Below are 23,708 nucleotides of genomic sequence, written 5' to 3' on the forward strand. Positions count from 1 at the left end.
CGCGACTTGCTCTAAAAAGTGGCGGCACGGTTTCTTTTGACCGTCTAAGCAGCCACGAGAAGGGGATAGCCTGATGAAAAGCCGCGGGATCTGGGCGCTGTTGTTTTTGGGTAGCGCGCTAGAGCTGTGGGCGCAGCCTTGGCCCTATCGACAAGCAAGCTCCTCGGGGGCGAGCCAAATCCCGGGCCTGCAGCGGACCGCTGGTTGGGATGCCTCGCTACAGATCATCCTGTTGCGCGGCGGGCCCCGCACGGACGTGGAGCAGGCGCTGATCACACAAGGATACGGAGACGTAGACGACGAAGCGCCCTATGTGGGGGGACTGGAACATCCCCGCTCTGATGGGGGCGACTATCTGTCTGTGCAGGTGCGCTTACAGCGGCGGCTTACCGATATGCTTGAGGGAGGTCTGTTGGTGGGCTTAAGCACTCGGGGCTTGACCAATGGGTATAACCGTTCCACGCGCGTGACGGCCGATGTGGGGTATCGCACCTACTGGCTCACCCCCGTTCTCGCCTACCGGATGCTGCCCTATGTGGACACCTTCATCGGTCCTTCTATAATGCTGGCCGAAATCGACCTTCGCCTAGGGCGCGCCACGTTTCTGGATTACGTGCGGACCATAGTATACCGTCCTGCCCCGGGCTTCACAATGGGGGTGCGGTTGTTTTCCTTTAGCGAAACAGGTCTGTTTCTGGAACTTACGGCCCAATATCGCTATGGGGTTTTCCTGCGCTCTCCCGAGCTGACGCTGTCTTTTGAGGACCCCGAGACGCGTCAGCTCGTCACGCGCAGGCTACGCCCCTTCAACTTGGCCTTTCGGTACCTAAGCGCGGGGATCGGCCTGGGCTATCGGTTCTGAAGCGCAGCCTCGTATAGGCGATCTGCGGCGGCCTCCAGTTCGGATCGGGCTTCTAATCCTTCAAGCCAGGCCTGCGGAAAACAAGCGCATCCGTGCAGTGCTCCGCACAAGGCGCCCAGCAGCGCGCCCAGCGTGTCCGTGTCTCCACCCGCGTTGATCCCGGACAGGATCACGGCTTCCGGATCGGCAAAGACGCGCCCAAAGAGCACCAAGGCAAGCGGACCCAGATCGCGTGCCCTTGCCGGAACTTGGGTGAGCCCTTCGGTCAATTCCAGCGGAATCTCATGCCGGCGCGCCCACAGCGCCCGCACCCGTTCCCCAAAAAGGGCCGTCTCGGCGGACGGACCTACAGCCTCTAAAGTTTTGAGCAGCTCCTCAAGCCAAGTCTCAGGCTCAAAAGCCGCCGGATCCGAAAGGGCAAGCCGGCATACCGCCCAGGCCTGTAGAAAAGCCCCCGTTATGGCTTCGGGATGGGCATGGCTGACGCCCGTTATGGCCTCCGTCTGCGCCCAGGCCTGTTCCGGGGATGTCCTGCGCGCCGCCCACCAAAGTCCGAGAGGGGCTGAGCGGGCAAGCGCACCCGCCGTATCGGCTGTGGGGTCTCCGCTTTGGCCAGGAGGGCATCCAGCCTCCAGACGCGATACAGCCTCCCGGCTGTATCGTCCCCATCGGCGGGGGCCAGACCGATAGGCGCGGACCAAGGCTCGTGCGAAGACCTCCGGATCGGGGCCACAGACCTCGCAGAGGGCTTCTAGAAGCGCCCACATCTGCTGGGTATCGTCCGTCCATTGCCCCGCCCGAAGCCCTTCGGGATCGAAGTGGTCGTCCTCATAGCCCCGGATGCCCCGATAGTAGGTCTGAATCGTCCAGTAGCTGCGCCCCTCGACGGGCATGCCCAAGGCGTCCCCTATGGCGGTCCCCAGTATGGCACCCCGGAAGCGCGCGCGTAGCGGGGAGAGGCTCATGGCATGCCGTTACGCCGGTAGGCTGGCGGTGGGCCAATCTGCCGGGAGCTCGCGGTGTTCGTCGACCGGTTCGAAATCCCGCTCGGTTCTTCGAACCCGGCAGAGGGTGATCTCGGGATCATGCTCGAAAAACAGCCACCAGCCCTCTTGTGCGGCTTGCTCCAAGAGAAGCGCTTTCTCTGTCAGGGTAGTTTGCGCGCACATGTCGTAGGCCATAATCCAGGGCAGGCCTATGTGGTGCACCGTCGGAAGCAGATCGGCCGCGTACAGGAGCGTGTGCTGGCCATCGGAGACCTTGACGAGCTGTTGGCCGCGGGTATGCCCGTTTACCACCCGTGTATGGATCCCCGGCAGCACCTCCACGTTGCCGTCTAGGAATTCCAGCTGGTGCGCCTCCAGAAGGGGCAAGAAGTTTTCCCCTAGAAAGCTTGCCCGCTCTCGCGCGTTGGGCTTGAGGGCCGCCTCCCATTGGCTGCGCTGCACGTAGTACGTGGCGCGGGGGAACGTAGGGACCGCGCGTCCGGGCTCGGCCCATCGGGTCGCCCCCCCGACGTGATCGAAGTGCAAATGCGTAAGCAGCACGTCCGTTACGTCCTCCGGGCGTAATCCGTGCGCCCTCAGGCCGCTCTCCAGATCGTGTTCGCGCTGGTCGATTCCGTACAGATCGGCGAACTTCTCCGAGTACTTAGCGCCAATGCCCACGTCTACAAGCACCACGCGGCCGGCGCCGATCAGCAGCAGACAGCGAGTGCCCAGCAGGATCCGATTCCGTTCATCAGCGGGCGTGCGGCGTTCCCAGAGCACTTTGGGCACGACTCCAAACATGGCGCCGCCATCGAGACGAAACCATCCCGCCTGCACGGCGCGCACTTCGTAGGGTCCGATGCGCATCACGGTCTTCCCTTGCTCAGCCATCCATTGCTCTGTACGCGGCGCTGCAGCAAAGCGGTGCCCACTTGCCGGTGCAGATGTTCCACCAAGGCCGATAAGCGAGCGTTCTCGGAGCGCAACTCCAGCAGGCTCTGGCCTTGCTCCAAGCTCAGGTCTCCGTTCGCGGCTAGAAAAAAGGAAACCCTCCGATAGCGGCCGTAGCCCGATAGATCCGGTTTTTTGCCGCTCGTCTCTACCAGCTTGATATGCAACGCGATGGCTCGCTCTCGTAAGGGCTCATCTAGGGGCTCTATTTCGATATCGTCGAAAAAGCGCACTTCGGCTTCCAGATAAAGGGGTCGTTTGAAGGTTTCCAGGATCTCAAAGCGCCGCTCCCCCCGCAACAGGATGTCAAGCCGGCCGTCGGGATACTCGCGCAATAGGCGCATGATGCGCGCTGAGCAGCCCACAGCAGCCAACTCCGACTCGGAGCGTCGCCAGACCACCCCGAACGGACGCCCCTCCTCCAAACACCTTCGCGCCAACACCCGATGCGGGTACTCGGAGACGTGCACAGACAACGTGGTTTCCGGATACAGGATCATCGGGAGCGGAAAAAGCGGCAAACGGATGCTTTCGGCCATACGCATGGGACATTATGGGATGCAATATACATTCAGACCCTTTTGTTGGGCCACCCATTCCGGAAAAACTTGCCCGCGTGCATCTCCCGGAGAAGGGAAAAAATCGATCTCTAGCGGCCTCCGAAGGCCTTTTCCGGCACTTGCGGGAGCTGGCAAAACCTTTGTGCGGAGCCTCCGCACAAGACAGCGAGGATTGTTGCGAGGAGTATGCTGGAACGTCTGCGCAGCGCCGCCAACGCGATGAGCATCTTGCTCCGCCGCCAGGAGCATCTGGCGCATCAGCTCGCGAACCTGGATACGGCCGGTTATAAGCGGGATCGGCTTTTTCTGGAGATGCTCCAGGAAGCACTGCGGGAAGATTCGACATATCAGACCCAGGTTCGTTTGCAGCAGTGGCTAGAGCCTGCTCAAGGGGAGCTGGAGCATACCGGTGGACAGCTCGATGTGGCCCTCCTCGGACCGGGTTGGCTGGCGGTGGAGCAGGCGGGGGAGGTGCTCTACACCCGAAACGGACGCCTGCACTGGGATGAGGCGGGCTTTCTGCGCACTAGCTCCGGGGCGTTCGTGTTGGGCCAAACAGGCCCGATCCGACTAGAGGAGGCACGTTGGGGAGCCCGCGTTCGCATTGATGGAGAGGGCGTGCTCTGGCTTGAGGAGCGTCGCCTCGACCGGCTTCGGTTGGTGCACTTCGCCCGTCCAGAGCGGTTGGAGAAGCTAGGGGGGAGCCTAGTGCGCGCTCCGGCTGATATGAGGCCCCAGCCAGATACGCAAACGCGCCTACGTCAAGGGTACTTGGAACGTTCTACGGTCGACCCCCTGGCGGCCCTGGCGGAGCTGATTGCGCTGCATCGACTGTTTGAGTTTCAGCAGCGCTCTCTTCAGACCGCCGACGGTCTTCTGGGTCGCGTCACCTCGGAAATGGCCAAACTATGAGGGAGCCAAGAGCGTATGATACGGGCTTTGTACACAGCGGCCTTGGGCATGCGCGCCCAGCAAATGGGTGTCGACGTGATTGCCCACAACCTGGCCAACGCCAATACGACGGCCTTTAAGCGAACGCGCGTGGAGTTTCAGGACCTCTTCTACCAGCGCGTACCCGTAGTGCCGGAAGCTCGCAATGAGCGCACGCCTCCGGCTGAGCTAGAGCTTGGTCATGGCGTGCAGGCTGTGGCCACGGCGCGAAATTTTGTGCAGGGAAGCCTCATCGAGACGGGCAACGCACTGGATCTGGCCATTCAGGGTGAAGGCTTCTTCCAGATCGAGCGACCCGACGGCACGATCGTCTACACCCGGGACGGATCGTTCACCCTCAACGAACAGGGCGAGATCCTTACCTCAACGGGGCTGCCGCTTGTGGGCCGTTTCGTGATCCCGCCGGAGGCGGCCTCCGTGGTTATCGGCTCCGACGGGACGATTCTGGTCACCCTGCACGGGCAGAGCCAGCCTGTTCAGGTCGGGCAGATTGAGCTAGCCCGCTTCATCAACCCCGAGGGCTTGCGCCCCATTGGGGGCAACTTGTATGAGGCCACCCCCGCCTCGGGCGAGCCCATATTGGGCGTGCCGAACGCTGACGGCATGGGCGCGATTAAGCAGGGGTTCCTGGAGCAGTCCAACGTGGACGTGGTCCAGGAGATGGTGAACCTCATCGTCGCCCAGCGCGCCTACGAGATCAACACCAAGATGGTGCAGACCACAGACGAGCTGTGGTCGATGACGAACAACATGAAGCGATGATGTGGGGAACCCTACTGTGGCTTGTCGGGGCCAGTCTGGGAAATCCAGGCGCAGAAGAGGTGCTCCGGTGCGTTCTGGAGGCGCTAAGTCGGCGTTTCCCGGACCGCACCGCGCACTGGCAAGTACAGCTGCGTCGGATCCCCTCGTGGCCCGAGGGCAAGCCGTTTCGGATCGAGTACGCGGAAGCCCAACCTCCACGGGGGCTTACGCTCTGCTGGATGCTTGAGCCGCAGGGCGCGCTCCGGCGGCCGGTGGTCGTTTACGTGGCCGAGTTCGATACGGTCTGGGTGGTGAGCCGGCCTATGGAAGCCGGGGAGCCGCTGCGCACCGACGCGCTTAGCCCGCGCTGGATGGAGGTGACCGCTTTGGAGGGGGCCTACGTGCGGCATCCGGAGCAGTGGCAAGACGCGCAGACCCGCAGGCGGCTTTCGGTCGGCACGATCCTGTTGTCTCATCATCTAGAGCGCCGGCCCGTTGTTCGGTCCGGACAACCCGTTACGCTGCTAATCCGCCAACGCGGTCTGGAGATTTCAATCCCGGCCGTTGCGCGCGGCACGGGTCCCCCAGGAACCGTGATTCGGGTCTACGCCCCGGATACCCGACGGATGTACGAAGCGCAGATCGTAGCAGAAGGGATCGTTCTATGGAAGCGCACCTTGTAGCGCGTTTGGCCCTGGTGGCGCTTTTGCTATGTGCCGGGCCTACGGGGGCACAGATCCGCTCCCTCTATAGCGATGTGCGGGCCCGTCAGACGGGAGACCTGATCACCGTCATCCTGGTTGAGTCCGCCCAAGCGCAACGAGAGTCCCGGTGGGCGAACAGCTCCGAGGCCGTCCTAGAGGGCTCTGGGGCGCTTCAGGGGGGCGCGCTTCCCAGCTCTGCTGCGGGCCTTAACGCGAGCGCCAAATCCTCCGCCCAAAACCAAAACCAATCCGCCCAGCGGGAGCTGCTCCGCGGTACGCTCAGCGCGCGCGTCATCGGCACGGACGCGCAGGGCAACCTTCTTATAGAGGGGCAGCGGATGATCGAGATCAACGGTGAGCGGCATTTGATGCGCCTGCGCGGCTTTGTGCGGCTCCTGGATGTGCGCGCCGACAACACGGTGCTCTCAACCCAAATCGCCGACGCGCAGATTACCTATAAACGGGCGGGCTTGGTGCACCGCTTCGCCCAGCCGGGCCTCTGGACGCGCGTCCTGCTCGGAGTCCTGGTAGGGGTGGCCGCATATAAGGTGCTTCCTCAGCTTGTGCCCAAAAGCTCAGGTGGCGGTTCGGGAAATCCATAGAAGGCTGCCGTTACGATGAAAGCTCTCGCCTTGCGGACTGCCCTGATGGCGGCGTTGCTGCTTCTGCTCGGTTCCGCTCCGCGGGCCACAGCACAGGGGCAGAGCCGCATCAAGGATGTGGCCCTCTTACAAGGGGTCGCCCCCGTGGAGCTTATCGGCTACGGTCTGGTCACGGGGCTAGACCGCACAGGCGACCGCACCCTCTCGCGGCGAGGAGGGCAGTTTACGGTGCAGGCCGTGGCGAACATGCTCCGGCACTTCGGCATCGCGGTCGATCCCAACCTGCTCGTCACCCGCAACGTGGCGGCCGTGATGGTTACGGCCGAGCTAAGCCCCCTGCAGCCCAAAGGAAGCCGCATCGATGTGACGGTCTCTTCGCTCGGAGACGCCACGAGCCTCTTTGGAGGGGTGTTGCTTCTTACCCCCTTGATCAACCCCGCCGACGGGCAGGTGTACGCGACCGCCCAGGGGCCTCTGGTGGTGGGGGGCATTCAGGCCGAGGCCGCCGTGGGGGTGTTCTCCTCGCGCACCGGCCGCAATCACGTCCTTACGGGGCGCGTTATCGGCGGCGGGGTGGTGCAGCGGGACCTTCCCTTGGCGCTTAAGCCCGAGCAGCCGGTGAGGTTTCTTCTGAAGGAGCCGGATTTATCCACCGCGCATCGGATCGCGGAGGCCATAAACAAAGCGGCCCTGGGCGCGCAGGCCAAGGTTTTGCACGGAGGCGCCATAGAGGTGGCCATCGAAGCAGGACGAGATTGGTTCGGCACCTTAGCCGCCATAGAGGCCCTGCCCGTTGCGGTCGACGCGCCGGCGCGCGTTGTGATCAACGAGCGCACAGGTACGGTCGTGGCCGGAGGGGAGGTGCGCATCGGCCCGGCCATGGTGGCGCACGGCAATATCCGGATTCAGACCCAGGTCACCCCTGCTGTTTCGCAGCCGGCGCCCTTCTCGCCTCAGGGGCAGACCGTCGTGGTGCCCGTCCCGGAAAGCCAGCTGCGCGAAGAGCCGGGTCGGGTCTTCGTGCTGCAGCCCAACACAACCGTCGCCGATTTGGCCGCTGCGCTCAACGCCGTGGGGGTATCGCCGCGGGATATCGTGGCGATTTTCCAAGCTTTGGCCCGCGCCGGTGCGCTGCGAGCGGAGATCGTGGTCCTATGAGCTTTATAACCCCCAACCCGGTGTCGATAATCCGTCAGGGGGGCGCACTCCGTGAGGGGCGCAAACAAGACCGACTTGAGGAGGTCGCGCGCTCCTTTGAGGCGCTCTTCGTGCGCGAGGTTGTGCGTGTGCTCACGCGTGAGCTCTTCCAACACGGAGGACCAGAGGTGCGCATAATGCAAGATCGGCTCGTCGACGCCCTATCTGAGCCGCTTTTGCGCCAAACCTCCCTCGGTATCGCCGAGGCCGTGCTGCGCCGCTGGGGCGCTCGGGCTCGACCATACGCCGCCCCCAAGGATTCTGCAGAGGTGCATCCGTGAGCCTTATGTGCGTCGATGCTGCATCCTGGAGTGCGCTTTTCGCCCACCTGGAAGAGGAGCGCTCCCGTTTACGGGAGCTGGAGGAGGCGCTCATGCAGCAGCTTGAGGCGCTGCGGAGAGCCGACCTGAAAGCCCTGGATGCCTGCGTGGAGGCGGAAAGCGCGGTTGTATTCGGTCTGCACCGACTTGAGCGTCAGCAACGGAAGCTACTGGGCCGCATAGCAACCGCACTGGGAGTGCAGACCGAGGACGTATCCCTGAGCTGGCTAGCCGCACACGCTCCGGCCGAGTATCGGGAGCCGCTTCTGGAGCGTCTGATCGCCCGCGAGGCGCTTCTGGAGCGCGTGCTGCAGCGTCAGGCCTGTGTGCAGGCCGTGCTTGAGTATGCACAGCGCCTCTTTGAAGAGCTTCGCCGCACAGCGGTCTGCCTGGCCACCGCCTCGCCGATCGCTTATGATCGCTCTGGGCTAAAGGGTGCGACGTTAACCTGGATCGACCAAACCGCATAGCGCGATGGCTGGGATCAACAACCTTTTGGAGCTGAGCAAGCGGGCTCTTTTGGCCTACCAAGGGGCCATGAACACCGTAGGCCACAACGTGGCCAACGCGCAGACCCCCGGATACTCCCGACAGCGCGTTGATCTGCGCGCCACCGGGGTACAAGAAGGGCGCTGGTATCTGGGGTTGGGCGTTCGGCTGGAGGCCGTTGAGCGCGTGCGCGACCGCTTCCTAGAGGCCCAGATCTTAGAGCAGACGGCCCGCTGGGGACGTTTTGAGGGACAGCGCGCCCTTCTGGATCGGATCGAGAGCCTTTTTGTGCTCCACAGCGAAGGGAGCCTGGAAGCGGCCTTGAGTCGGTTCTGGAGCGCATGGAGCGATTTAGCCCAGCAGCCTGAGGCCATGGCGGCCCGGCTGGCGGTTCGCGAAGCCGCGCTATCGCTTCAGCATAGCTTCCGCACCTACGCACGTCACCTAAACGGGGTGCGGGAACAGGCCGCAGAGCAGGTTCAGGAAGCGATTGCGCGCGTCAACGAGCTCTTGCGCCAGATCGCCTCGCTTAACGCACGGGAATACGCAAGCCGCTTGCAGGGGGTAGTGGACAACACCACGCTGGATGAGCGCGACCGGCTCGTACGCGAACTGGCCCGTTATCTGGAAGTGTCGACCCAGTTGGATCCCGAAACGGGCATGTTGCGGCTCTTTACCGGAGGCCTGTGGCTGGTGGAGGCGGACAAGGCCGAGAGCCTAGAGCTCTCCCTGGATTCGACAACGGGCACTTTTTCGTTGCGGCTCAGGCAACACCAACTGGAGCTACAGCCCAGGCAGGGGGAGCTGGCGGGGCTACGGGAGCTGCTAAACGCCTTTTTGCCTGAACTGCGAGCACGCCTGGACGCGCTGGCTCAGGGTCTGGTCTCGACCGTAAACGTGCTCCACGCGTCCGGCTACACCCTGGACAACCAAACCGGTATCCTCTTTTTTGACCCCGCGGGCACCACCGCGGCTACGATCCAACTTAACTCCGCCGTCTTGGCCGATCCATCGCGTATTGCGGCCTCCGATCAGCCCAATGAGCCCGGAAACAACGCCGTCGCCCGCGCGATCGCCGGGCTCCGCACCCAGAAGTTGTTTCAGGCCGGCACCCAGACTCCAGGGGAGTTTGCCGTTTCCCTGCAGGCGCTTGTGGGCGCCCGCGCCCGAGAGACCCGTGCCCAGGCCGAACAGCAGCAGGCCATCTTGGAGCACCTCAATACCGTGCAGGATTCGATCTCGGGGGTCTCTCTGGATGAGGAGATGACCCACCTCATTCGGTACCAGCAGGCTTACGCGGCTTCGGCCAAAGTGCTTCGGACCGTTCAAGAAATGCTTGAGACGTTGCTCAGCCTCAAGTAGGGGGGCGTAAGCGATGCGCATCACAAACGGCATGCTCCATCGTCAAGCGCTCCGGCATCTGGAGCGCCTGCAGGAGAGGCTTTATGAAGCGCAGGTGCAGATCGGAACAGGGTATCGCCTCAACCGGCCCTCCGATGACCCCGCGGCGCTGGTTCAGGCCAGCCGGCTGAGCGAAGAGCGCGCGCTGCGGGAGCAGTATCTGCGCAATATCGACTTCTCCCGCGGCTTCGCCGAAGCCACTTTGGGCGCGCTGGACCGGATCCTGGGCCGCTTAAGCGAACTCGGCGAGCTGGCCGTCCGAGGTGCCAACGAAACGTTTGGCCCTCAGGAGCGCGCCGCCTTAGCCGAAAGGGCGCGCTCCCTGCTTGCGGAGCTCCTTTCGGAGCTCAACGGTCGACACGGGGACCTGTACTTGTTTTCGGGTACGCGCGTGCACACGCAGCCCTTTGTCTATTCGGGGGGCGCCTATACGTACCAGGGCAACACCGCGGAGCTGCTGCGCGAAGTGGGGCCCAACCTGCTTATGGCGCTGAACCTGACCGGGGATCGCCTGCAGGACCTGGGAGGAGGCCAAACCCTAACGGGCATAGTGCAAAGCTTTATTACGGCGCTCGAGACGGATGACCTGCCCGCAATACGCGCCTCCATAGAGAGGCTGGAACAGGCGCAGACGCACGTGCGCGTCCTGTCGGCGGAGATGGGGGCGCGGCTTGCCCGACTGGAGGCCTTAAGGGAGCGTTGGATGGCGGATATAGAAGGTCTTGAAGCGCTGCGCTCGCGCCTAGAGGACGCCGATTACGCGCAGGCCGCCTCCATGCTGGAGCGGGCCCAGACGCTATATACGGCCACGGCTAAGGTCATCAGTTGGCGACTGCCCCAGAGCCTGGTGGATTACTTGCGATAAGGAGACTCGGCGATGTCCTATGCGGAACAGCTTCAGCGCGCTATCGCGCTGCTCGAGGAGGGCGCCTACCCGGAAGCGCTTCCCGTATTCGCAAGCTGCCTTGAGCAAGCTCAGGAGGATCCGGCCCCTTTGTGGGGATATGGGCTCTGCCTGGAACAATTAGGCCGTTATGAGGAAGCGGTCGCGGTCTACGAAAGGCTGCTCGACTCCGAAGGGCTGGAGGCTCGGTTTCGCGCTGTTTTGCTCAACAACCTCGGCCTTTGTCAGGCCCGCTTGGGCCGCTGGGAACAGGCTCGGCGTTGCTTTGAGGCCGCCCTGCCGGATGATCCCACGGCGCAGTCGGGCCGCAATCTGGCCATGGCGCTTGTGGAGCTAGGTGCCTATCAAGAGGGCATCGAGCAGCTTGTGCGCACGTTGCGCGCGCACCCCCACGATGTGCCCACGGCTCTGGTTATGGCGGGGTATCTGGAGGAGGTGGGCGCTTGGAAGCGTGCGGCCTCGTATTACGCTTGGGTCCGGGATCTGCTGCGGCAAAAGGACCCGGAACATCCGGATCTGTCCTGGGTCACGGAGCGGGCTGAGAAGCTGGGCGTGCGTGAGGAGTCCGTATTCCCCAACGGAGGTGCCGCATGAGGCCTCGTGTGAGTCTGGCCATGATCACCCGAAACGAGGAGGCCCATCTACCGGAGGCGCTCCGCTCGGTTGAGGGCGTCGTCGATGAGATCGTGATCGTGGACACAGGCTCGACGGATCGCACCCTCGAAATTGCGCGCGCCTTTGGGGCGCGACTGCTTTCGGTTCCTTGGGAAGATCACTTCGCGCGGGCCCGCAACGCGGCCCTGGCGCACATTACGGGGGACTGGCTGCTGTGGATGGACGCCGATGAGCGCCTGGTCCCCGAAAGCCGGCCCTTTTTTGATCTGCTGCCGGAGCGCCCGGAGCGACCTGTTGGGCTTAAGGTGTATTTGCGGAACTGGGACGCCGAGCGCCGCTTTTTCGACCTCTCCTGGGCGATGCGCTTGGTGAGCGTATTCCCGGGGCTTAGTTTCGAAGGGCGCGTACACGAGCAGGTTACGATGAGCGTGTTCCGCCACGGCGGCCTTATCCTGGACAGCCCCATCGCGTTGGACCACCTCGGATACGGGCTTAGCCCAGAGCGCATGCGGCAGAAGCTAGAGCGCAACTACCGCCTGCTGTGCCTACAGCTGCAGGAGGAGCCGGACTTCGCCTATGCGCATCTGACGATGGGGCTTAACCGAATAAGCGCCGAGGATTACCCCGCCGCCATCGAACATCTGCGGCGCGCTTTGGTTTTGCGCAAGGGTCTGGATTTGTCGCTGGAACTAGCAGCCCGCAATAGACTCGCCCTCGCCTATCTCCTGAGGGGGAACATCGTTCTGGCTCGACGCATCGCGCGCGCCTCTATAAGACGAGAGAGGGCGCAGTGCATGCCCTATCTGATTTTGGGGGAAAGCCACTACAAACAAGGCCAGCTTCGGCTTGCCTACCGGTGTTTTCGAGCGGCGCTTCGGTACGGCCCAGAACGGTCTCGGGCGGCCTACGATGTGAACCCTCACCGCCCTCCCGTGTACCAGATGCTGCTCAGCTTGGCCCTTCGCTTGGGCTATCATCAGGAGGCGCACCTCTACAGGGAGCGCCTGTATGCCGCACATCCCCAGCGCGCGCTTGTCGAACAGGGCTATCGATCCACGGTCGCCTCCGGGGGGCCAGAGGCGTTGGTGTTGCGCGCCTACGAAGAGCTGCTTGCCTACTTGGCATCGGACTCCGAGGCCGACGAGATCCTGCATCCTCTCCTTGAACAAAGGCGTTTTGCTACAGCCGCCCGCGGTTACGAAACCGCCTTAAAGCGGTTTCCGGATTCCCTCTTGCTGCGTCGCCGCCTGGCCGGCTTGCGTGTAAAGCTGGGGGATTTCGAGGGGGCACGCGCTTTGCTTGCCCCAGAGGGCGTCGGATCAAGGTATCCGGCGCAACCTTAAGCGCCAGCCCATGCCGAGGAGGTTTGGGGAATGCATACAGCCGAGTTCACCATTCCCTATGTCAGCCGGGAGGCCTTCTTAGGTCTCGACCTGCATACGCAGGCCGCCACCGCTTTGGTGGAGCTAGTGGCTTTTACGGTAGCCGGACAACGTCTGGCCGTCCCTATGGAGGGGGTGCAGGAGGTCATCCAATGGCGCGAAGTCACGCGCGTGCCGTTGGCGCCGGCCTACTATCGCGGGGTGATCAACCTGCGCGGCACAATTATCCCTGTCTTGGATACGGCGCGCCGGCTGGGGCTGCGACCGCTTCGGGAGCCCGAGCAACTGGTGATCACCCAAACTAGCCGCGGTCTAGTAGCGCTCACGATCGATGAGACGCGCGACGTGTTGCGCCTGCCCCCGGAGGCGATAGACCGGCACGTAGAGAGCATCACGTACTCAGAGCAGCGCTTTTTCCAGGCCGTCTGCCGCTCTGCTGAGCAGCTCTACCTTGTCTTGGACATGGAAGCGCTCCTGTAAAGAGATCGGCGGCTATGCTTCGATTGGGGAATGAGGCGCTCGACTGGAAGCAGCGGCTGACGGAGCTTTCGATGCCGCCGCTTTCGGTTACCTTTACCGAAGCGGTGCGCCTTATGAACCAGCCGGAGCTCATGGAGGCGCGCCGGGTGGCGGAGACTATCCGCCGTGATCCCGTGGTGACCGTTCGCATCTTGCGTATTGTAAACTCCGCCTACTACGGGCTGCGCGCCAAGGTCGGCACGATCGAACATGCGGTCGTGCTCTTGGGGGCGGAGGCTGCCGTGGGCTTTGTGGTGGGGATGGGTATGGTCGCCATGCGCCGGCATTTTCCCTTGGAGTTGCGCCGCACGGCCATGGAGGTCATCCGCCACCTGATCGCTACGGGGGCCATCGCGTCCCAAATCGCTCAACTCTTGGGATGGGGGCGCAAGGGGATCGAGTTCACAGCGGGCCTGCTGCATGACGTGGGGAAGTTGGCGTTGCTCTACAATACCTCCTCGCTTTACCAAGAGATCTGCGAAAAACCAGCTGATGCCATACCGGAGGCCGAGGAGGCACACTTCGGCCTGCATCATGCTGAGTTAGGCGCCTTGTTGGCGGAACAGTGGGCGTTTCCCGCAGAGCTCGTAGAGGCTATCCGATGGCATCACAGCCCAGCGGAGGCCTCGCCTGAACACCGGGCGACGGCTTGGATCGTCCATCTAGCCGACGCCGCCGCCTATGCGTTTCGCCTAGGTGGGCATCAAGATGGGCTCGCCCGCCGAAATGCTTTCTATGACCCCGCAAGTTGGGAGGCGTTTGCGGAGGCCGTAGGGAGAGGGCTCGATGTCGCCGAAGTCATCGCCCACTTGGAGAACGGTCAAATACAACTGCATCGGTTTGTAGAGATGCTGTTGCGCGAGTAGCGCTTATGAACACGCTGGTAGAACCACATTTTACAGAGCTGCGGCGTCTTCTGGAACAGGCCACAGGCATGTACTTTGACGCCAACAGGCGTTATTTCCTGGAGGCCCGGGTGCAACTGCGCATGCGCGCCTTGGGCATCGGCTCCGTGGACGAATACATACGCTACCTGCTGCAGGGTCCGGAGCGCAAGCGGGAACTGGAGCGTCTGCAGGAGCTCGTGGCGGTACATGAGACCTACTTTTTCCGGCATCCCCAGCAGCTGCATCTCTTACGCCAAGTCGTCTTGCCCAAGTGGCGCAGCCGCATGCAGGGTTGGGGGGCTAAAGTGCGCATTTGGTCTAGCGGCTGCGCAAGCGGCGAGGAGCCCTACTCGGTGCTCATGCTGCTGATAGAGCAGTTTGGCTATGAGGCGGTCTCCCAGCGCGTAGAATTGCTCGCCACCGATCTCAGTGAGGCCGTCCTAGAAAAAGCCAGAAAGGGGCTCTATGGCTCGAATTCCTTTCGCGGCCATCTGCCCGCGGAGTATCTGGCCCGGTATTTCCTTCCCCAAGACTCCAAGAGGGTCGTGCGGGAGGAATTGCGCAAGCTGGTGCACTTCCGGGCGCACAACCTAAACGATCCCCACTGGGACGTGGGCGCAGATTGGGACCTCATCTTATGCCGAAACGTGCTCATCTACTTCGACAGCCTCACCCGAAACCGCATCATCGGACGCTTCTACGAGCTGCTGCGCCCAGGGGGGTATCTGGCCCTTGGGGAGTCGGAGTCTCTTTACGGATCTGAACACTACGGGCGCTTTGAAATCCTCCCCGGCGAGGGGGCGATGCTGTATCGAAAACCGGAAAAGGCCATAACGAAGGAGGCGCCCCATGAGCGCACCACACGGTTTTGAGGACATTCTGGATGAGTTCATCATCGAGAGCCTGGAGCTTTTGGAGCAGGCCGATCAGGGTCTGATCGAACTCGAAAAACGGCCGCAGGATGAGGCCGTGCTCAATCAGATCTTTCGGGCTTTTCATACGATCAAGGGCACGGCTTCGTTCGTAGGGTTGGAGCGGACCACGCAGCTTACGCACCGCGCCGAAGATCTCCTCAATCGGCTGCGCAAAGGCGAAGTGCCCGTGACCGCGACAGTTTTGGACGTGCTGTTTGCCGTGGTCGATCGCACGCGTCAGCTCATTGAAAGCGTGCGCTCCCAGCGCCTTGAGGAGCCCACGATCGACGACGTCGTGCTCATGATCGAGGTGTTGTTGGATGCCGAAGTGGGGGTTGTGCGTTCATCCGAAGAAGCGCCCTCGGAAGCCGAAAGTGCCTCCTCGCACAGTCCCGCCGCCTCTGCGGGGAGAACCGAAGAGGCCGATGCGCCGCAAGAGGCCAAGTCCTCGAGCGGGGGGCGCGGCCCCGCAGAGGTCCGATCGGGGCTTTCGGAGCAGACCATTCGGGTCGATGTGGAGCGCCTAGATCACCTCATGAACCTCGTGGGGGAGCTGGTGCTGAGCCGCAACCAGCTTCTGGAGCTTACGCGCGCGCTTCGGGCCGAGCTGCGCGGCCATGCGGCCGTCGAGCGCGTTGTGGACATGCTAACGCAGCTGGATTGGATCACAAACGAGATCCAGCGCGCCGTAACGCGCACGCGTATGGTGCCCGTGGGACGCATCTTCACGCGCTTTGAGCGCATGGTGCGGGATCTGGCACGGGAGCTAGGCAAGCCGATTCGCTTCGAAGCCTCAGGCGGCGATACGGAGGTGGATAAATCCGTGGCCGAGGTGCTCGTCGACCCGCTGGTGCACCTGATTCGTAACGCGGTCGATCACGGGATCGAGCCTTCGGAGGAGCGCATCCGTCGTGGAAAAGCCCCTGAGGGCAAAATCTGGCTTCGGGCCTATCAGGAGGGCAACACGATCGTGCTCGAGGTCACCGATGACGGTCGCGGGATCGACCCGGCGCTCGTGCGGCGCCGAGCTGTCGAGCGAGGGCTGCTGAGCGCCGAAGCCGCCGAGTCGCTCTCCGACGCTGAGGCCTTGCAGCTTATTTTCCTGCCCGGTTTTTCAACCCGTACAGAGGCCAACAACCTCTCCGGCCGCGGGGTGGGCATGGACGTGGTGCGCACAAATCTGGCCAAGATCGGGGGATCGGTTTTTGTGCACACCGAGCTCGGCATGGGCACGACGTTCACCCTGCGCTTGCCCCTCACGCTGGCTATCATACCGGGGTTGACCGTGGGCGTATACGAAGAGTATTTCATCATCCCCCTGGCGAGCGTGCTCGAGATTGTGCGGCTGGCCGATCACCGCGTCGAGGTGAGCAACGGCCGACGGGCGATGGTGTTACGTGACCAGATTCTGCCCCTCTTTTGGCTGCACGAACTGCTGCAGGTGCCTGAGGGCGCTCCGCCGGCCGAAGAGTACGTCGTGGTGATCGCCGTTGGAGAGCAGCGTTTCGGGGTCGTTGTGCACACGCTCGTAGGCCAAGAGGAGGTCGTGGTCAAGTCCATTGGCGCCGTTTTCGGGCAGCTTCCCGGCATCGCGGGGGGCACGATCCGCGGAAACGGCCAGATCGGCATCATTTTGGATATGCCCGAACTATACCGTTACGCGCAGACCACAGCATGGGCGGCCTAGTATGACGCACCAGGAACCGATTCGGGTCTTGATCGTCGACGATTCGGCTTTCATTCGACAGGCCATTCGGCGGGTACTGAGCGAGGAGCCGAATATCGAGGTCGTCGACACGGCCGTCAACGGCCGCGAAGGTCTGGAGAAGATCTTCCGCCTGCGGCCGAACCTGGTGACGCTCGACCTGGAAATGCCCGAAATGGACGGCTTTGCCGTGTTGCGTGCCCTCCGGGACGCGGGCCTGGAGGTGCCCGTGATCGTGATCAGTTCCCTTACGCAAGAGGGGGCCGAGGCCACCCTAGAGGCTTTGGCCTTGGGGGCGGTCGATTTCATCCCCAAGACTCACGGACCCGGCGCGACCGATATAGGCCGGCTGCGCCGCGAACTCCGAACCAAGATCGCCCATATAGCCTCAGGGTACTGTGGGCGCACGGCGATGCGTGTCCCGGGCCACACCGGAGGAGGAGCCGCTAAAGCCCCGGAGTTTTCGGCTAAGAGCTCCGAAAGGCCCGAGGTGGTGCTCATTGGCGCCTCCACGGGAGGGCCCATGGCGCTGCAGCGCATCTTCTCCGCTTGGCATGAACCGCTGCCCGTACCCGTGGTGGTGGTGCAGCACATGCCCCCGCTTTTTACCCAGAGCCTAGCCAAACGCCTCGACAGCGTTTCGGCGCTCGAGGTCAAAGAAGCCGAAAACGGCGACCGGCTGGAGCCCGGCCGGGCCTACGTGGGGCCGGGTGGACGTCAGATGCGCCTGGTGCGGCGCGAGGGGGCGCTCTATGTACACCTGCACGACGAGCCGTATCCCTCGCCCTTCCGCCCCTCGGTGAACATGGTGGCCAGCTCTATCGCCGTAGCCTGTGGTCCGCGCGCTATTGGGGTAATCTTAACGGGTATGGGAGACGACGGGGCGCTGGGCCTAAAGGCCATGCACGATCGGGGGGCATTTATCATCGGCCAGGACGAAGCGACTTCGGTTATCTACGGTATGCCCCGCGCCGCATTTGAAATCGGCGCCGTGGACGTCCAGTTACCCCTGGAGGCCATCCCCCAAGCGGTGCGCAAGCTGCTTAGCCATACCCCCAGAACGGTTGCGGTGTAAACACAAGGAGGACCCCCTTATGGAGCTCACCGTGCTGGTCGTGGATGACTCGCCCACTATGCGGCGGATCATCTGCAATACACTTGACCGAATCGGGTACAGAAACCACGTCGAGGCCGAAAATGGGCAGCAGGCCTGGGAGATCATCCAAAAGGGCGGAATCCAGTTCGTGCTCACCGACTGGAATATGCCCGAAATGAACGGCCTAGAGTTGGTTACGGCCATCCGGCAATCGCCCACCCATAAAGACCTGCCCATTATCATGATCACCACTAAGGGGATGACCGAGGAGGTTTTGGAGGCCGTCAAAGCGGGGGTAAATAACTACATCGTCAAACCGTTTACGCCCGAGGTGCTGGAGGAGAAAATCAAGGCCGTGCTGGCCAAAATGGCCGTGACAAGATAACCCAAAGGAGGAACCGCACATGGAGCACACCAAGCCCATAAGCGGACTGGGTGAGCAACGCCAGATCCTGGAGCGCATCGAACAGCTGAGGCGCCTTTTTAGTCTAGGTCAAGAGATCCTGCCTTTTTTGGAGCAGCTCTTTGTGTTCCTCAAAGAAGTGGCCCCTCTGATGAGCGATCTGTCGCGTTCCGTTTTCGAGGGGTCGCTGCGGATGCCTGAGGCCACAAGCGAAATCGAGACCATCCACGCCAAGACCTCCGATGCTACGTTCCGGATTCTGGAGCGCACCGAGCAGCTCCTGGCGGAGCTGGAGACGCTGCAAGCCGGGCTGCGCTCAGAAGAGGGGTCGGAGCCGCTTGCCGAGCGCGTAGACCGGGCCTATATGGCGGCGCTGGACATCATGACTTCGCTGCAGTTCCACGATATCGTGACCCAGAAGCTCGCCGCTGTACGGGATGTGCTCACGCGCGTGCAGAATCAGCTTATCGAGCTCTTTGAAAACTTCCAACGCCTGGAGATCGACACCCAGCTCAAACACAACCTGATGGCCGCTATGGGTATCAGAGAAGAGGAGTTAGAGCAGATCTTGGCGCTACGCGGACGCAAACCCGCACCTAAGGTCGAGGTCACGATCTCCCAGGCGGATATCGACGCCCTGTTCTCCTAAGCGCCGCGTTGCGCAGGCGGGCCGGACGGGTTAAATTGCATCCGGTGGCCTCGTTCCTAGAGGGACGCGGGTGAGCATGGCGGGCACGCGACGGATTCTGGTCATCGATGACGAGCCCTTACTGGGCACCTACTTGAAAAAACTCCTCACGCGGCACGCCTTCGAGGTGGATACGTTTATCGATCCGGAGCAGGCTCTGGAGGCCTTTGCGCGACAGCCCTATGATTTGGTGATCACCGACTACAAGATGCCCAACCTGACCGGTGAGGATATCCTGCGTCAGGTGCGCCAGATGGAACCCGACACGGGGGTGATCGTCATCACGGGCTATGGCACGATTCAGAACGCGGTGCGCTGTACCCAGCTGGGTGCTTTTGATTACATCACCAAGCCGTTCCCGCCGGACATCCTGGTTGAGCGCGTACAGGCTTTCTTCGCCCAGGCTTCCCAGGAAGAGCGAGCTCGGGGCTCTGAGGCCCGAGAACGTGAGTCCGTGCGCCGGCGTAGCATACGGACCGACAAGACGGTTGTTTTCGTCGGGGAGCACCCTAAGATGGTACAGCTGCGGGAATTGGCCCGCCAGCTTGCCCAGAACGACGCCCCGGTGCTCATCCAGGGCGAAAGCGGCACGGGCAAAGAGGTCCTGGCGCGTTTCATCCACGCGCACAGCCGGCGCGCGCAGGGGCCCTATGTGGCGATTAACTGCGCCAACTTGCCTCGGGAGCTTGTGGAGAGCACCCTCTTCGGGCACAAGAAGGGAGCCTTTACCGGCGCTATCGAGGATGCCTCGGGGGCCTTCGAGCAGGCCCGTGGGGGCACGCTGCTCCTTGATGAGATCACGGAAATCGAGCTGCCGATCCAGGCCAAGCTTTTGCGCGTGCTGCAGGAGCGCGAATTTACCCGTGTGGGCAGCCACGAGCCCATTCAGGCCGACGTGCGGGTGATCGCCACCACAAACCGAGACATCCACGAGAGCATCGCCAAGGGGCTTTTCCGAGAGGACCTCTACCATCGGTTAAGCGTCTTCCCCATTCTTGTACCGCCTCTGCGGGAGCGGGCTTCGGACATTCCGATTTTGGCTCGGCATTTTGTGCGCAAGTACACCTCGCTGTATAATTTGCCCGCTAAAGAGTTAGCCCCCAACTTGATCGAGGCGCTTCTGCACTACGATTGGCCGGGCAACGTGCGGCAGCTGGAGAACCTCATTCACCGCGGGGTGCTACTGTCAGCCGAACGGGAGCGTATTGAGCTGGAGGATGTTTTCTCGGAGTACTTCTCCGATCGCAGCCTATTTCGGTCCCTTCGCCGTGGCCTTACTCCCGAGGCCTCCTGGTCTCGGCGTGAAAGCCCCTCCTCCTCCGTATCGGCTTCGACGGTTCTAGAGCCGGATGTGCCTCTAAGACCCCTGGAGGAAGTGGAACGTCTGCTCATCCTAAAAGCCCTGGCAGAGGCCAATCAAAATCAGCAGCGCGCCGCGGCCATGTTGGGTATCAGCGCGCGCACGATCCGAAACAAGCTCCGTCAGTACCGTCAACAAGGGCTGCTTTAGAGCGGTTCGCGCCGCAGATGGCGCCAAATTCGCTCGGCCAAGGCGCGACGCACCTCCGGACGGTCGTAGTAGCCGCTTTCTAGACGCTTCGCAATCGAAGAGGCTTCTGTAGCATCCTCAGAAGACGACCCTTGTATCGAGGTCGTTTCTTGTTCCGGCCCCCGAATCAGCAGCTCGGCCAATTCCCGAAAGAATGCAGGTCGGCTGTAGAACCCCGTCTCCATGCGGGCCCGGATCTTCTCCAGATTCGCCCGATGCTCACGGTTGAGGGCCTGAAGGGCTTGGCGGGCGAACTGAATGCTGCGCTCCTGGGGTTCTTGTCCGGATCGGATCTCAAGCCGCACCGCCTCTTCGGTTTCGGCTCTGCTATGCCCCAGGCCATCGGGGCGTGCCGCTTCTGCGGCGCGCACCTTGCCCGCTTGGGCATTTTGCGTTCTGTTGGAAGAACCGGAGGATAGGGGGTCGGGTGAGATATGTCGGATGTCCATCATTAGCCCTCCCAATCCAAGCGCCCCGCCAAGGCGGGTTGCTCATGGTATCGACCCTGGGCATGATCATATCGATGAAGGGCGGCCAGTGCCCCCTCGCATTCCTCCAGCTGCGCCGCTAACAGGGTGCGCATTTGGATGTCTCCTTGCAGGATGCGCTCCATCTGGGCACGTGCCGTCTCCCATTCGGCTTCACTGGGGGGAGGCTGGGTTAAGAGCTGTCCCAGCGTGTGTTCTCGGCGTTTCAAGAGCGTCAAGACGTTCTCCAGGTCGCGATCCTGCAAGGCGCGCAGGATCTGCTCCGTAAGCTGCTCCAGGTGTGTTAAGGTCTCGAGAGCCCTCATGGCTATCGCCCTGCAGGTTTCGTAAGAAGGCCTCCAGAAACTCCACCAGCTCCAGAAACTCCATCGGCGGCACTTCGCGGATCACCTCGCCGGTCTCCGCATCGAGCAGCCGCGTGATGATCCGTCCCGTCTCGGGATGCACATGAAAGGTAATCGTAAGGCGCTGCGGGCGCAAGGCGGACTCCTTGCCGCGCAGGTATCCTTGTAGGTAGCGCAGCTGCAGGCCCAGGTCCGAGAGCTCCAGGATCTCTTGGGGGTTCAAAGAGTCCCGTCCGTGGGAGAAGTTTTGGAGCTCCGCCTGTGGGCTGTTCTGGGATCGATCGGAGGCCGCCGGTGCCGAGGGCGTTACGGGGCGTACCGGCGAGGCCGGCTCCGGGGGAAACGGCATCCGCTCAATGGGGTTCACATGGGCCATGGCCGGTCCTCCAAGCGGGTCCTATGGGGTGCGAAAGAACCGCGCCGCGTAAGCTTGCAGGGAAAGCAGCTGCGATTCGGCTTGTGAGAGAGCCTCCTTGAGCTGCGCAAACTGCCGGCGCAGTTGCGTCTCGCGCAGCTTCAAGCGGGTATCGAAGTCCGATAGTTGTTTATTTGTGCGGCTTAGCTGCGCGTCGGCGGATTCTTGCAATTGCCTTAGGGTGCCATCCGACTTCCAGTACCCCTCCACTTGGTTTTCCAATCGAGCCGCCAGCGTCGAAAAGAACGCCCCCACCGCTTCGGGGTCACGCTCTAGAGCCTGCGCAAGCCGGGCCCCGTCTGTAATGCTTAGCGAGCCGTCTCGGCCGCGAGTGATGCCGAGCGCAGAAAGCCTCTGGTACCTGCCTGGAATCTGCTCCAGGGTTTGCTCCTGAAGGTTTCGCAGCAGCTGCGCAATCAGGCTATCGCCGGCCAGCGGGCCGCGCGTTTTGAGATTGCTGTCGACGGCGGTTTGATTCCGCAGGCTGGCCAGCGCTTCGTTGTAAGCCTTGAGGAAGGCCTCGATCGTTCGGCGCATGGCGGCCGTGTCCGAGCCCACCGTCACAGTGGCTTCCCCCGCCGTAGGAGCCAGCAGCGTGAACGTAAGCCCCTCTATGGCGTCAGAGACTACATTGGCGTCTCGGTAAAAGGTAAGGCCGTTTACGCTGAAGGCCGCATTCAACGCCGAGGAACTCGGATCCACCCCCGGCTCAGCCAGGTATCCACCCATGGAGCTCGAAGCTTGCCCATTGCGCGCAAGCTGCAGCTCCCCAAGCAGTCCGGCAGATGAATCCACGAAACCGAGTCGATACCGATAGCCCGTCTGCGGGCTACTGAGCATGAGCCGGACCGTCCCCGGCTGTTCTTGCACGAGGGAGACCGTAGGGCGTTCCGTGCTGCGCAGGTGGCCTGCTGAGACGGCCAGCTCTAGAGCGTCGCGTATGGCTTGCGCGATCTCCTGCAAGATGCTTCGGTTATCCAGGCCTTCTGCTCGGATCGAGACGGCGATTGGGACGCGTCTTTCTGGATCCGTTTCGTCTGGGTGGGCTAGCTCCAGGTAAAAGGTTTGTTCTCCAAGCGCGTCAAAGAAGGCGCGCAGCTCCGTGCCCGTCGCCGCGTACGGCCGGGACAGCCGCGTATCGGCGCGCGCTAGACGTTCAATCCGGATCGCATACACGCCTGAGGCGGCCTGCTCGGAGGCGCTCACCCTAAGTTTATCCGGCTGCGAGGCGTTCGCCGTCATCGCCCGGAAGGCAACGTTTTGGGGATCGCGCAGCTGTTCGAGCTGTCTTTTCAAGGCCGCCAGACGGCTCTGCACCTCCGATAGGGCGTTTTTGCGCGCTTCTAAACGTTTTTTCTGCTCCAGCAGCCGATTTTTGGGCGTGCTTTCGTATTGCAGGATCTTAGAGATCAACTGCTCGTAGGGGTCGTTCAAGAGCTTGTTGATCAGCATAGCGCTACTTCCCTAGCACGTGCGTCCTCCACGTCTCGCGCAGTTCGGTTAGGATGTCCCGCACGGCCTCGTAGCGGCCCTGATGGGTTTGGTGCAGGCAGTACATGTAGAGATGGAAGAGCGTCTGTGCCTGCTCGGCGTAGGTGAAATCTAGGCTATTGATAAGCTCCCGCAGCACGCCGCGCAGCTTCTCCCTGTCCTGACGGGCGCAGGCCTGTAAACCCAACTCGTAGAGCTTGAGGATCAACTCTTCCGGAGTAGCGGACAGAATTTCCTGCTGTTTGTATTGCTGGGCGTATTGTTGTGCGAGCATGGGAGAGATCCCCTCTTTGGTCTAGCTCTTTTTTCCTAACCTCAAGTCGTGTACCTAAAAAGGAGAGGGAGGATGTTCCACCATCCCCCTCCACGCTGGCGTTCCGATGGCTTAGCGGAAGAGCGAGAGCACCGCCTGTGGGTTGGCGTTGGCCTGCGCCAGGGCGACCGTGGCCGTCTGCTGCAGGATCTGCAGCTTGGCCACACGCAGCTGCTCGCGGGCGAAGTCCGCATCGAAGACCCGGCTGCGCGCCCCCTCGGTGTTCGT

Annotated in this window: 29 protein-coding genes; 20 read left to right on the plus strand and 9 right to left on the minus strand. The window is 62.3% G+C overall.

Features of this window, described 5'->3' with window-relative positions:
- Nucleotides 1-73: 73 nt before the first annotated feature.
- Nucleotides 74-862 (plus strand): hypothetical protein, encoded by a 789-nt coding sequence (locus NZ993_09715; protein ID MCS7156063.1) that lies wholly within the window; start codon nucleotides 74-76, stop codon nucleotides 860-862.
- Here the strand turns inward: NZ993_09715 and NZ993_09720 are convergent.
- The 3 genes from NZ993_09720 to NZ993_09730 are packed head-to-tail and all read right to left on the minus strand — an operon-like array spanning nucleotide 850 to nucleotide 3,341.
- Nucleotides 850-1,827, minus strand: a complete 978-nt coding sequence (locus NZ993_09720; GenBank protein MCS7156064.1) for an ADP-ribosylglycohydrolase family protein — start codon at nucleotides 1,825-1,827, stop codon at nucleotides 850-852. The genes NZ993_09715 and NZ993_09720 overlap by 13 nt on opposite strands.
- Nucleotides 1,828-1,836: 9 nt before the next feature.
- Complete coding sequence (locus tag NZ993_09725; protein MCS7156065.1) at nucleotides 1,837-2,742, minus strand: MBL fold metallo-hydrolase; 906 nt, start codon at nucleotides 2,740-2,742, stop codon at nucleotides 1,837-1,839.
- Nucleotides 2,718-3,341 carry an LON peptidase substrate-binding domain-containing protein gene (locus tag NZ993_09730; GenBank protein MCS7156066.1) on the minus strand — a complete coding sequence of 208 codons (624 nt, stop codon included), beginning with the start codon at nucleotides 3,339-3,341 and terminating at the stop codon, nucleotides 2,718-2,720. The genes NZ993_09725 and NZ993_09730 overlap by 25 nt, the downstream gene beginning before the upstream one ends.
- A 207-nt stretch (nucleotides 3,342-3,548) precedes the next feature.
- On the opposite strand from NZ993_09730, the gene NZ993_09735 reads away from it, so the two are divergent.
- The 19 genes from NZ993_09735 (at nucleotide 3,549) to NZ993_09825 (ending at nucleotide 20,390) form a co-directional block, all read left to right on the plus strand.
- The gene (locus tag NZ993_09735) at nucleotides 3,549-4,274 is read left to right on the plus strand and encodes a flagellar hook-basal body protein (GenBank protein MCS7156067.1); all 726 of its coding nucleotides are present in this window, start codon (nucleotides 3,549-3,551) and stop codon (nucleotides 4,272-4,274) included.
- Between the two features lie 15 nt (nucleotides 4,275-4,289).
- A complete protein-coding gene (gene flgG, locus NZ993_09740; protein ID MCS7156068.1) occupies nucleotides 4,290-5,075 on the plus strand; it encodes a flagellar basal-body rod protein FlgG in 786 nt (261 codons plus the stop codon).
- Complete coding sequence (gene flgA / locus NZ993_09745; GenBank protein MCS7156069.1) at nucleotides 5,072-5,737, plus strand: flagellar basal body P-ring formation chaperone FlgA; 666 nt, start codon at nucleotides 5,072-5,074, stop codon at nucleotides 5,735-5,737. The genes flgG and flgA overlap by 4 nt, the downstream gene beginning before the upstream one ends.
- Nucleotides 5,719-6,360: a flagellar basal body L-ring protein FlgH gene (locus tag NZ993_09750; protein ID MCS7156070.1), complete on the plus strand. Its 642-nt coding sequence runs from the start codon at nucleotides 5,719-5,721 to the stop codon at nucleotides 6,358-6,360. The genes flgA and NZ993_09750 overlap by 19 nt, the downstream gene beginning before the upstream one ends.
- 15 nt (nucleotides 6,361-6,375) lie before the next feature.
- Complete coding sequence (locus NZ993_09755; GenBank protein MCS7156071.1) at nucleotides 6,376-7,518, plus strand: flagellar basal body P-ring protein FlgI; 1,143 nt, start codon at nucleotides 6,376-6,378, stop codon at nucleotides 7,516-7,518.
- Nucleotides 7,515-7,838, plus strand: coding sequence for a hypothetical protein (locus NZ993_09760; GenBank protein MCS7156072.1), 324 nt, complete (start codon nucleotides 7,515-7,517; stop codon nucleotides 7,836-7,838). The genes NZ993_09755 and NZ993_09760 overlap by 4 nt, the downstream gene beginning before the upstream one ends.
- Before the next feature lie 5 nt (nucleotides 7,839-7,843).
- Nucleotides 7,844-8,347 (plus strand): flagellar protein FlgN, encoded by a 504-nt coding sequence (locus tag NZ993_09765; protein MCS7156073.1) that lies wholly within the window; start codon nucleotides 7,844-7,846, stop codon nucleotides 8,345-8,347.
- 4 nt (nucleotides 8,348-8,351) lie between these two features.
- On the plus strand, nucleotides 8,352-9,728 hold the full coding sequence (flgK, locus tag NZ993_09770) for a flagellar hook-associated protein FlgK (protein ID MCS7156074.1): 1,377 nt from the start codon (nucleotides 8,352-8,354) through the stop codon (nucleotides 9,726-9,728).
- A gap of 13 nt (nucleotides 9,729-9,741) precedes the next feature.
- Nucleotides 9,742-10,632: a flagellar hook-associated protein FlgL gene (gene flgL, locus NZ993_09775; GenBank protein ID MCS7156075.1), complete on the plus strand. Its 891-nt coding sequence runs from the start codon at nucleotides 9,742-9,744 to the stop codon at nucleotides 10,630-10,632.
- 12 nt (nucleotides 10,633-10,644) lie between these two features.
- Nucleotides 10,645-11,265 (plus strand): tetratricopeptide repeat protein, encoded by a 621-nt coding sequence (locus NZ993_09780; GenBank protein MCS7156076.1) that lies wholly within the window; start codon nucleotides 10,645-10,647, stop codon nucleotides 11,263-11,265.
- Entirely contained in the window at nucleotides 11,262-12,629 is a 1,368-nt protein-coding gene (locus NZ993_09785) for a glycosyltransferase family 2 protein (GenBank protein ID MCS7156077.1), read from the plus strand. The genes NZ993_09780 and NZ993_09785 overlap by 4 nt, the downstream gene beginning before the upstream one ends.
- Before the next feature lie 30 nt (nucleotides 12,630-12,659).
- Entirely contained in the window at nucleotides 12,660-13,148 is a 489-nt protein-coding gene (locus NZ993_09790; GenBank protein ID MCS7156078.1) for a chemotaxis protein CheW, read from the plus strand.
- A 14-nt stretch (nucleotides 13,149-13,162) separates the two neighbouring features.
- Complete coding sequence (locus tag NZ993_09795; protein MCS7156079.1) at nucleotides 13,163-14,053, plus strand: HDOD domain-containing protein; 891 nt, start codon at nucleotides 13,163-13,165, stop codon at nucleotides 14,051-14,053.
- Nucleotides 14,054-14,058: 5 nt separating this feature from the next.
- Entirely contained in the window at nucleotides 14,059-14,946 is an 888-nt protein-coding gene (locus NZ993_09800; GenBank protein ID MCS7156080.1) for a protein-glutamate O-methyltransferase CheR, read from the plus strand.
- Nucleotides 14,924-16,675 carry a chemotaxis protein CheA gene (locus NZ993_09805; GenBank protein MCS7156081.1) on the plus strand — a complete coding sequence of 584 codons (1,752 nt, stop codon included), beginning with the start codon at nucleotides 14,924-14,926 and terminating at the stop codon, nucleotides 16,673-16,675. Before NZ993_09800 ends, NZ993_09805 begins: the two co-directional genes overlap by 23 nt.
- A 1-nt stretch (nucleotide 16,676) precedes the next feature.
- Nucleotides 16,677-17,768, plus strand: a complete 1,092-nt coding sequence (locus NZ993_09810; GenBank protein ID MCS7156082.1) for a chemotaxis response regulator protein-glutamate methylesterase — start codon at nucleotides 16,677-16,679, stop codon at nucleotides 17,766-17,768.
- A gap of 19 nt (nucleotides 17,769-17,787) precedes the next feature.
- Entirely contained in the window at nucleotides 17,788-18,174 is a 387-nt protein-coding gene (locus NZ993_09815) for a response regulator (protein MCS7156083.1), read from the plus strand.
- Between the two features lie 19 nt (nucleotides 18,175-18,193).
- On the plus strand, nucleotides 18,194-18,841 hold the full coding sequence (locus NZ993_09820; GenBank protein ID MCS7156084.1) for a hypothetical protein: 648 nt from the start codon (nucleotides 18,194-18,196) through the stop codon (nucleotides 18,839-18,841).
- A 76-nt stretch (nucleotides 18,842-18,917) separates the two neighbouring features.
- Nucleotides 18,918-20,390, plus strand: a complete 1,473-nt coding sequence (locus NZ993_09825; protein ID MCS7156085.1) for a sigma-54 dependent transcriptional regulator — start codon at nucleotides 18,918-18,920, stop codon at nucleotides 20,388-20,390.
- Here NZ993_09825 and NZ993_09830 read toward each other — a convergent pair.
- The 6 genes from NZ993_09830 to NZ993_09855 all read right to left on the minus strand — a co-directional run.
- Nucleotides 20,387-20,800, minus strand: a complete 414-nt coding sequence (locus tag NZ993_09830; GenBank protein ID MCS7156086.1) for a hypothetical protein — start codon at nucleotides 20,798-20,800, stop codon at nucleotides 20,387-20,389. The two genes, NZ993_09825 and NZ993_09830, sit on opposite strands and share 4 nt — an antisense overlap.
- A gap of 80 nt (nucleotides 20,801-20,880) precedes the next feature.
- Nucleotides 20,881-21,042: a hypothetical protein gene (locus NZ993_09835; GenBank protein MCS7156087.1), complete on the minus strand. Its 162-nt coding sequence runs from the start codon at nucleotides 21,040-21,042 to the stop codon at nucleotides 20,881-20,883.
- Nucleotides 21,043-21,070: 28 nt separating this feature from the next.
- Entirely contained in the window at nucleotides 21,071-21,637 is a 567-nt protein-coding gene (locus tag NZ993_09840) for a flagellar protein FlaG (protein MCS7156088.1), read from the minus strand.
- 21 nt (nucleotides 21,638-21,658) lie between these two features.
- A complete protein-coding gene (gene fliD, locus NZ993_09845; protein ID MCS7156089.1) occupies nucleotides 21,659-23,128 on the minus strand; it encodes a flagellar filament capping protein FliD in 1,470 nt (489 codons plus the stop codon).
- Between the two features lie 4 nt (nucleotides 23,129-23,132).
- Nucleotides 23,133-23,441: a flagellar protein FliS gene (locus NZ993_09850; protein MCS7156090.1), complete on the minus strand. Its 309-nt coding sequence runs from the start codon at nucleotides 23,439-23,441 to the stop codon at nucleotides 23,133-23,135.
- A gap of 111 nt (nucleotides 23,442-23,552) precedes the next feature.
- Nucleotides 23,553-23,708 (minus strand): flagellin (locus tag NZ993_09855; GenBank protein ID MCS7156091.1); only part of this gene is annotated, 156 nt, incomplete at its 5' end.

This window comes from Bacteroidota bacterium, from assembly GCA_025059945.1.
Taxonomy (GTDB): domain Bacteria; phylum Bacteroidota; class Rhodothermia; order JANXDC01; family JANXDC01; genus JANXDC01.

Coding starts and splice junctions, on each gene's coding strand:
- NZ993_09715 (MCS7156063.1), top strand. CDS start 74: ATGAAAAGCCGCGGGATCTGGGCGCTGTTGTTTTTGGGTAGCGCGCTA.
- NZ993_09720 (MCS7156064.1), bottom strand. CDS start 1,827: ATGAGCCTCTCCCCGCTACGCGCGCGCTTCCGGGGTGCCATACTGGGG.
- NZ993_09725 (MCS7156065.1), bottom strand. CDS start 2,742: ATGGCTGAGCAAGGGAAGACCGTGATGCGCATCGGACCCTACGAAGTG.
- NZ993_09730 (MCS7156066.1), bottom strand. CDS start 3,341: ATGGCCGAAAGCATCCGTTTGCCGCTTTTTCCGCTCCCGATGATCCTG.
- NZ993_09735 (MCS7156067.1), top strand. CDS start 3,549: ATGCTGGAACGTCTGCGCAGCGCCGCCAACGCGATGAGCATCTTGCTC.
- flgG (MCS7156068.1), top strand. CDS start 4,290: ATGATACGGGCTTTGTACACAGCGGCCTTGGGCATGCGCGCCCAGCAA.
- flgA (MCS7156069.1), top strand. CDS start 5,072: ATGATGTGGGGAACCCTACTGTGGCTTGTCGGGGCCAGTCTGGGAAAT.
- NZ993_09750 (MCS7156070.1), top strand. CDS start 5,719: ATGGAAGCGCACCTTGTAGCGCGTTTGGCCCTGGTGGCGCTTTTGCTA.
- NZ993_09755 (MCS7156071.1), top strand. CDS start 6,376: ATGAAAGCTCTCGCCTTGCGGACTGCCCTGATGGCGGCGTTGCTGCTT.
- NZ993_09760 (MCS7156072.1), top strand. CDS start 7,515: ATGAGCTTTATAACCCCCAACCCGGTGTCGATAATCCGTCAGGGGGGC.
- NZ993_09765 (MCS7156073.1), top strand. CDS start 7,844: ATGTGCGTCGATGCTGCATCCTGGAGTGCGCTTTTCGCCCACCTGGAA.
- flgK (MCS7156074.1), top strand. CDS start 8,352: ATGGCTGGGATCAACAACCTTTTGGAGCTGAGCAAGCGGGCTCTTTTG.
- flgL (MCS7156075.1), top strand. CDS start 9,742: ATGCGCATCACAAACGGCATGCTCCATCGTCAAGCGCTCCGGCATCTG.
- NZ993_09780 (MCS7156076.1), top strand. CDS start 10,645: ATGTCCTATGCGGAACAGCTTCAGCGCGCTATCGCGCTGCTCGAGGAG.
- NZ993_09785 (MCS7156077.1), top strand. CDS start 11,262: ATGAGGCCTCGTGTGAGTCTGGCCATGATCACCCGAAACGAGGAGGCC.
- NZ993_09790 (MCS7156078.1), top strand. CDS start 12,660: ATGCATACAGCCGAGTTCACCATTCCCTATGTCAGCCGGGAGGCCTTC.
- NZ993_09795 (MCS7156079.1), top strand. CDS start 13,163: ATGCTTCGATTGGGGAATGAGGCGCTCGACTGGAAGCAGCGGCTGACG.
- NZ993_09800 (MCS7156080.1), top strand. CDS start 14,059: ATGAACACGCTGGTAGAACCACATTTTACAGAGCTGCGGCGTCTTCTG.
- NZ993_09805 (MCS7156081.1), top strand. CDS start 14,924: ATGAGCGCACCACACGGTTTTGAGGACATTCTGGATGAGTTCATCATC.
- NZ993_09810 (MCS7156082.1), top strand. CDS start 16,677: ATGACGCACCAGGAACCGATTCGGGTCTTGATCGTCGACGATTCGGCT.
- NZ993_09815 (MCS7156083.1), top strand. CDS start 17,788: ATGGAGCTCACCGTGCTGGTCGTGGATGACTCGCCCACTATGCGGCGG.
- NZ993_09820 (MCS7156084.1), top strand. CDS start 18,194: ATGGAGCACACCAAGCCCATAAGCGGACTGGGTGAGCAACGCCAGATC.
- NZ993_09825 (MCS7156085.1), top strand. CDS start 18,918: ATGGCGGGCACGCGACGGATTCTGGTCATCGATGACGAGCCCTTACTG.
- NZ993_09835 (MCS7156087.1), bottom strand. CDS start 21,042: ATGGAGCGCATCCTGCAAGGAGACATCCAAATGCGCACCCTGTTAGCG.
- NZ993_09840 (MCS7156088.1), bottom strand. CDS start 21,637: ATGGCCCATGTGAACCCCATTGAGCGGATGCCGTTTCCCCCGGAGCCG.
- fliD (MCS7156089.1), bottom strand. CDS start 23,128: ATGCTGATCAACAAGCTCTTGAACGACCCCTACGAGCAGTTGATCTCT.
- NZ993_09850 (MCS7156090.1), bottom strand. CDS start 23,441: ATGCTCGCACAACAATACGCCCAGCAATACAAACAGCAGGAAATTCTG.